This is a genomic window from Vibrio sp. Hep-1b-8 (assembly GCF_006124995.1).
Taxonomy (GTDB): Bacteria; Pseudomonadota; Gammaproteobacteria; order Enterobacterales; family Vibrionaceae; genus Vibrio.
This window is the reverse complement of the sequence record NZ_QEWN01000118.1, coordinates 25,268-31,838: the sequence shown is the minus strand read 5'-3', so window position 1 is coordinate 31,838 and position 6,571 is coordinate 25,268. Positions and strand designations below refer to the sequence as shown.

Genomic DNA, 6,571 nt, shown 5'->3' with positions numbered 1-6,571 from the left:
AATCTGGTGCGTCTACCAATTCCGCCATTTCCGCATCGTATTCTGTAGTTATCCTGATAATTGGTAAAATCAAGATAACGTTGTATATGGTGGCTACGACGGGATTCGAACCTGTGACCCCATCATTATGAGTGATGTGCTCTAACCAGCTGAGCTACGTAGCCACTCGTGAGCGAGACAATATAAACTCTCTAGCTCTTAGAGACAAGCCCTTTTTTAATTAGGCTTAGCACTACAAATAGTGGCAGGTCTACCTGGATTCGAACCAGGGAATGGCGGCATCAAAAGCCGCTGCCTTACCGCTTGGCGATAGACCTGCAGACATGGTTTGACAAACCATAAAACATGGTGCGGAAAGAGAGACTTGAACTCTCACACCTTGCGGCGCCAGAACCTAAATCTGGTGCGTCTACCAATTCCGCCATTTCCGCATCGTATTCTGTAGTCATCCTGATAATTGGTAAAATCAAGATAACGTTGTATATGGTGGCTACGACGGGATTCGAACCTGTGACCCCATCATTATGAGTGATGTGCTCTAACCAGCTGAGCTACGTAGCCATACCATGTTTCGTTCTTTTCGACTCGTTACCTTATCGTCGGGAACGGCGCGCATTATGCGAAGTTGAGGCAAAGTCGTCAATAGTTTTTTTGAATAAATCCCTAGAAATCAACTGTTCGGTTTCTTTTTAAACAAAGAGGCGTGTTAATGATCGAAAACTGATAACAAAATGACATTAGATTGTGGGTTTTATTTATTTCTGCAGGTTGCGGCAGTAAAAAAGCCAGCAATTGTGCTGGCTTTTAAAGTCAAAGACTTGGATGGAAATTAAACGTTGAAACGGAAGTGAACAACGTCGCCATCTTTAACGATGTATTCTTTACCTTCCAAACGCCATTTACCTGCGTCTTTCGCGCCACTTTCGCCATTGAACTGGATGAAGTCATCATAACCAACAACTTCGGCACGAATGAAACCTTTTTCAAAATCAGTGTGGATCTTACCTGCGGCTTGAGGCGCTGTTGCACCTACAGGGATAGTCCAAGCACGAACTTCTTTAACACCAGCAGTGAAGTAAGTATGAAGAGTCAGTAGTTCGTAACCTGAACGGATCACGCGGTTAAGACCTGGTTCTTCAATGCCCATATCTGCAAGGAACTCTTCACGGTCTTCGTCTTCAAGCTCAGAAAGCTCAGACTCAATTGCCGCACACACAGCAACTACTGCGTTGTTCTCTTTTTCTGCGTATTCACGAACAGCATCTAGATACGGGTTGTTCTCAAAACCATCTTCATTCACGTTGGCGATGTACATGGTTGGTTTTAGAGTCAGGAAGTTTAGGTAACCAACAGCCGCTAGTTCTTCTTTTGACAACTCAACAGTACGTGCCATACCGCCTTCAGACAGTACAGGTAGTAGCCTTTCAAGAACAGTCAGTTCGAATTTTGCGTCTTTATCGCCGCCTTTAGCTTTCTTAGCATTACGTTGAATGGCGCGTTCACATGAATCTAAGTCTGCCATTGCAAGCTCTAAGTTGATCACTTCGATATCTTCGATTGGTGATACTTTGCCAGCAACGTGAACGATGTTTTCGTTTTCAAAACAGCGCACAACGTGACCAATCGCGTCAGTTTCACGGATGTTTGCTAGGAATTTGTTTCCTAGACCTTCGCCGCGAGAGGCACCCGCTACAAGGCCTGCGATATCAACAAATTCCATTGTTGTCGGCAGTACTCTTTGTGGGTTAACGATCTTTGCTAGTGCATCTAGACGTAGATCTGGCACAGGTACAACACCTGTGTTTGGCTCGATGGTACAGAACGGAAAGTTAGCCGCTTCGATGCCAGCTTTAGTGAGTGCGTTGAACAGTGTTGATTTACCAACGTTTGGTAGGCCAACGATGCCACATTTAAAACCCATGATAGTAACCTTATTCAGCTTTGAACGTGTGTAAACGGTTTTGTGCTTTTGAAAGGCCATCCTTAATCAGAATGTCCAGACAGCGAACAGATTCATCTGCCGCTGCATCAAGAAGCTCTTGTTCTTTTGCCGGTGCTTTGCCTAATACATAGCCGGCAACTTTGTCTTTATGTCCAGGATGACCAATACCGATCCTTAGACGATAGAAATCTTTGCAGTTCCCAAGTCTGCTGATGGTATCGCGTAGGCCGTTGTGACCTCCGTGACCACCGCCTTTCTTAAATTTAGCGACGCCTGGAGGTAAATCCAATTCATCGTGTGCGACCATGATCTCTTCAGGTTTAATTTGGTAGAATTTCGCTACCGCAGCAATTGATTTACCTGAAAGGTTCATAAAAGTCGTTGGGATGAGTAAGCGGAGATCCTGACCGTTAACCATAATACGCCCACTAAGGCCAAAAAACTTAGCTTCATTTTTCAGCGTCACGTTATGAATACGTGCGAGCTCTTCTACTACCCACGCACCCGCATTGTGACGAGTTTTAGCGTATTCAGGCCCCGGATTGGCAAGGCCGACAAGAAGTTTGATAGGTTGACTCAAGGCTAGGATCTCTCTTGGAATCTCAAAAAGCGCAGTATCATAGCATACAAATCTGCCGACGGGCGAGATGAGGATATAGGGGGAATAAAAAAACACCCCAGAGAGGGGTGCTTTTAAAACTGATTAATCGAAGGTTCGATTAGTTGAACATGGCTGAGATTGACTCTTCATTGCTGATGCGACGAATCGCTTCAGCTAGCATGCGAGAAAGGCTTAGTGTTGTTACCTTGCCAGTTGCTTCCATCTCTTTAGACATAGTAATAGAGTCAGTTACGATAACTTGGTCTAGTACTGAGTTGCCAATGTTGTGTGCAGCATTACCAGAGAATACAGCATGCGTTGCGTAAGCGAATACACGCTTAGCACCGCGCTCTTTAAGCGCTTCAGCTGCTTTACATAGTGTGCCACCTGTATCGATCATGTCGTCAACGATAACACAGTCACGACCTTCAACATCACCGATTAGGTTCATTACTTCTGATACGTTAGCGCGAGGGCGACGCTTATCAACGATAGCGATATCGATATCACCAAGCGCTTTAGCGGTTGCACGTGCACGAACAACACCACCTAGGTCTGGAGAAACCACAACTGGGTTTTCTAGGCCACGTGCTTGCATATCTTCAAGAAGAACTGGAGTACCGAAGATGTTGTCTACAGGTACATCGAAGAAGCCTTGAATTTGCTCTGCGTGAAGGTCAATCGTAAGAACGCGGTCAACACCAACGTTAGAAAGGAAATCTGCAACAACTTTAGCAGTGATTGGCACACGAGCAGAACGTACACGACGGTCTTGGCGAGCGTAACCAAAGTAAGGGATAACTGCTGTAATACGGCCCGCTGAAGCGCGGCGCATTGCATCAATCATCACTACAAGTTCCATTAGGTTGTCGTTAGTTGGTGCACAAGTCGATTGAATGATGAAAACATCACTACCACGAACGTTTTCGTTAATTTGAACAGCGACTTCGCCATCAGAAAAACGAGAAACAGTTGCATCACCAAGAGAGATGTATAGACGATCAGCAATACGTTGGGCTAGTTCAGGTGTAGCGTTACCAGCAAATAGCTTCATATCAGGCACGGTGGAAACCTCAGGGTTGCGTCCAGTTTTTAAATAGATTGTTTGTGGGCTAAGCGATACTTAGCCAGCGTCTCGTGCAAAGGAGAAAGATTCTTGCCTTTAGCAATAAAAGTAGAGACGGTGTCTGGGAGTTTATCAAGAACAGCTTCTGCCTCATTTTTGCTCGAAAACTCGGCAAAAACGCATGATCCTGTCCCTGTAAGTCGCGACGGCGCGTATTGTAGCAGCCATGAAAGTTGCTTATCAACCTCTTGGTACAGCATTCGAACAATTTTTTCGCAATCGTTTCCGTAATGGCTGTCAAGAAGTGTTGCCAGCTCACGTTTTGGAGTGTTTCTTGTCAGTTGCGGATGAGTGAAAATGTCGACTGTCGCAATCGATACATTTGGCCTTACCACTAAGTACCATTTTTCTTCTGGCTCTGCCTTGGTCAGTCGCTCACCGACACCTTCTGCAAACGCGGCAAACCCGCGAGTAAAGACTGGCACATCGGCACCGAGCTTCAGTCCAATTTCAGCAAGTTCATCATCAGATAAGTTGGTTTGCCACAAAAAGTTCAGCGCCACTAACGTGCTGGCTGCGTTCGATGAACCACCACCGATACCACCGCCCATAGGCAGCACTTTGTTCAGCTCAATATGAGCTCCATAGCAACAGCCTGACTTTAATTGTAAGGCTGTTGCGGCTTTCCAGATCAAGTTGTCATGCAGAGGTACGCCCGGGATCTCTGGTGAGAGGGTGATTTCACCAGAGTCATTGGCGGTAATGGTTAGATCGTCGCCATGATCGAGAAACTGAAACAGGGTTTGCAGTTCATGGTAACCGTTGTCACGACGACCAGTGATATAAAGAAATAGGTTAAGCTTTGCCGGAGAAGGCCAATGAGTGGTTTCCGTGATCATTCGCTGAGGTTCCAGTTGGAAATAAACAGGTTAATAGAGATGTTGCCCTGTGTGAGTTTGATTTTTTTCGGCAGCGGTAACGCCGTTCCCCCGTATTGGACATCCTGATACGTGAGATAGTCGAGTTGCCAAGTTTGTAGACCCACTTGTTTGGTTAGGCGGGCGAGAGTGTTGGTCTCACTTAATCGATAATCGTCAGCTTGAGTGGGGCGACCCAGCATCCAGTCATTGAGCTGTTCGACCGGGATATTTAAGCCAGTCAGGCGTTGAATCAGTGCTTGAGATGTCGGAGCTGAATAGCGTTGGTCATCATAGGTCTCAACGGTAGCGCCTTGCGGAGTGGCTTTTAGGTTGAGAGCGGTTTGACCAAGAAAAGTGGTTAACCTCAATTGGGTCAAATCGGCGGAGTATGACCATTGGAAATTAAGTGATTGTCTTTGTTCGGGAGAAATATAGCCCAGTTTACCCGTAGATTGATAAGCGTCGATTGATGCCAATCTTTGCTGATGAGTTTGCCACTCTACGTTCGTTGTGCTCTCTATGGTTGCACAGCCATTAAGCAAAAATAAGCCTGCAAGTAGAATAACAAGAGAGCGAAAATGTTTCGTCATTGCTGATTATTTATCCAGTTTTGCCCAAAGTTAGGCCTCACTATATCACTGAAATCACGAACTCAAGAAAACATATCCTTATTCCCCTTTCAATAAACGGGGGCATCAAGTAAAATTCCGACCTTATTTGTCCATATCTGAATCAGAGAATCCAAGATACATGTCTTTGCTTGCTATAGGTATCAACCACAATACGGCCTCAGTCGAACTGCGTGAAAAAGTCGCTTTTGGTCCGGATAAGTTACCTGAAGCATTACAACAGCTTGGCCATAACCCTGCTGTGAATGGCAGCGTCATCATTTCTACCTGTAATCGCACCGAAATCTATTGCGATGTAAAAGGTGGTGGTAAAAGCAAGATTATCGATTGGTTGTCGCATTTCCATCAGGTTAGCCCTGAAGATCTAAAACCCAGTCTCTACATTCATGAGGAACAAGCCGCAATACGTCATTTAATGCGAGTTTCGTGCGGGTTGGATTCACTGGTGTTGGGTGAACCTCAGATATTGGGTCAAGTTAAGCAAGCGTATTCAGATTCGCGTGACAACAAAGCGGTTGATTCGTCGATGGAAAAATTATTCCAGAAGGCTTTTTCGGTAGCGAAACGCGTGAGGACAGAAACGGATATCGGTGGCAATGCCGTTTCCGTCGCATATGCAGCTTGTACACTTGCGAAACATATTTTTGAATCGTTAGAAAAGTCGACAGTGTTGTTGGTTGGTGCGGGTGAGACTATCGAGTTGGTCGCTAAGCATCTTGCTGGCAATGGCTGTACTAAGATGATTGTTGCTAACCGAACCAAAGAGCGCGCATTGTCGTTGGCTGAGCAGTTTGGGGCAGAGATTATTGGCTTGCCTGAGATTCCCGAACATCTATCACGAGCAGATATCGTGATCAGTTCTACCGCGAGCCCTTTGCCTATCATAGGTAAAGGTATGGTAGAAAGCGCGTTAAAATCTCGCCGTTTCCAACCCATGCTTTTGGTTGATATTGCCGTGCCACGTGATATTGAGTCACAAGTGGGTGATTTGAATGACGCCTACCTGTACACAGTAGATGATTTGCAGTCTATTGTTGATAGTAATATTGAACAACGCAAGATTGAAGCGATTCAAGCGGAAGCGATCGTCAGTGAAGAAAGCGCGGCGTTTATGTCATGGATGCGCTCTCTTCAGGCTGTAGACAGTATTCGAGAATATCGTCAAACCGCCAATGAAATTCGCGAAGAGCTCCTGAGCAAAAGCCTACAGTCTCTTGCGGCGGGTACTGATGCTGAGAAAGTCTTGCTTGAACTCAGCAACAAACTGACGAACAGATTAATTCATGCGCCTACTCGCGCCTTACAAAGTGCCGCAGAGAAGGGTGAGCCTGCACGGCTTACTACCATTAGACAAAGTTTAGGTCTAGAGAACTCGTAATCATTACGAGTGTCAGACTTCATTAAACCCCCGAG

At 45.7% G+C, this 6,571-nt stretch carries 6 protein-coding genes and 4 tRNA genes; 1 reads left to right on the top strand and 9 read right to left on the bottom strand.

Going from position 1 to position 6,571, the window contains the following annotated elements; genetic code table 11:
* Nucleotides 1–87 precede the first annotated feature (87 nt).
* The 9 genes from DA100_RS16320 to lolB all read right to left on the bottom strand — a co-directional run bounded on the left by DA100_RS16320 (nt 88) and on the right by lolB (nt 5,119).
* A tRNA-Met gene (locus DA100_RS16320) sits at nt 88–164 on the bottom strand.
* A gap of 78 nt (nt 165–242) precedes the next feature.
* Nucleotides 243–317 (bottom strand) — tRNA-Gln (locus tag DA100_RS16315).
* A gap of 29 nt (nt 318–346) precedes the next feature.
* A tRNA-Leu gene (locus tag DA100_RS16310) sits at nt 347–431 on the bottom strand.
* Nucleotides 432–484: 53 nt separating this feature from the next.
* Nucleotides 485–561 (bottom strand) — tRNA-Met (locus tag DA100_RS16305).
* A 268-nt stretch (nt 562–829) separates the two neighbouring features.
* Nucleotides 830–1,921, bottom strand: a complete 1,092-nt coding sequence (gene ychF / locus DA100_RS16295; protein WP_138973103.1) for a redox-regulated ATPase YchF — start codon at nt 1,919–1,921, stop codon at nt 830–832.
* A 10-nt stretch (nt 1,922–1,931) separates the two neighbouring features.
* A complete protein-coding gene (pth, locus tag DA100_RS16290; RefSeq protein ID WP_138973102.1) occupies nt 1,932–2,522 on the bottom strand; it encodes an aminoacyl-tRNA hydrolase in 591 nt (196 codons plus the stop codon).
* A 139-nt stretch (nt 2,523–2,661) separates the two neighbouring features.
* Nucleotides 2,662–3,606 carry a ribose-phosphate pyrophosphokinase gene (locus DA100_RS16285; RefSeq protein WP_138973101.1) on the bottom strand — a complete coding sequence of 315 codons (945 nt, stop codon included), beginning with the start codon at nt 3,604–3,606 and terminating at the stop codon, nt 2,662–2,664.
* A gap of 29 nt (nt 3,607–3,635) precedes the next feature.
* Nucleotides 3,636–4,508 (bottom strand): 4-(cytidine 5'-diphospho)-2-C-methyl-D-erythritol kinase, encoded by an 873-nt coding sequence (ispE, locus tag DA100_RS16280; protein ID WP_138973100.1) that lies wholly within the window; start codon nt 4,506–4,508, stop codon nt 3,636–3,638.
* Complete coding sequence (lolB, locus tag DA100_RS16275) at nt 4,505–5,119, bottom strand: lipoprotein insertase outer membrane protein LolB (protein WP_138973099.1); 615 nt, start codon at nt 5,117–5,119, stop codon at nt 4,505–4,507. The genes ispE and lolB overlap by 4 nt, the downstream gene beginning before the upstream one ends.
* Nucleotides 5,120–5,279: 160 nt before the next feature.
* Between lolB and hemA the strand changes: the two genes are divergently transcribed.
* Nucleotides 5,280–6,536, top strand: coding sequence for a glutamyl-tRNA reductase (hemA, locus tag DA100_RS16270; RefSeq protein WP_138973098.1), 1,257 nt, complete (start codon nt 5,280–5,282; stop codon nt 6,534–6,536).
* Nucleotides 6,537–6,571: the final 35 nt, after the last annotated feature.

What these genes read in the sequence shown, in the direction of transcription:
- ychF (WP_138973103.1), bottom strand. Translation starts at nt 1,921, where the DNA reads ATGGGTTTTAAATGTGGCATCGTTGGCCTACCAAACGTTGGTAAATCA.
- ispE (WP_138973100.1), bottom strand. Translation starts at nt 4,508, where the DNA reads ATGATCACGGAAACCACTCATTGGCCTTCTCCGGCAAAGCTTAACCTA.
- lolB (WP_138973099.1), bottom strand. Translation starts at nt 5,119, where the DNA reads ATGACGAAACATTTTCGCTCTCTTGTTATTCTACTTGCAGGCTTATTT.
- hemA (WP_138973098.1), top strand. Translation starts at nt 5,280, where the DNA reads ATGTCTTTGCTTGCTATAGGTATCAACCACAATACGGCCTCAGTCGAA.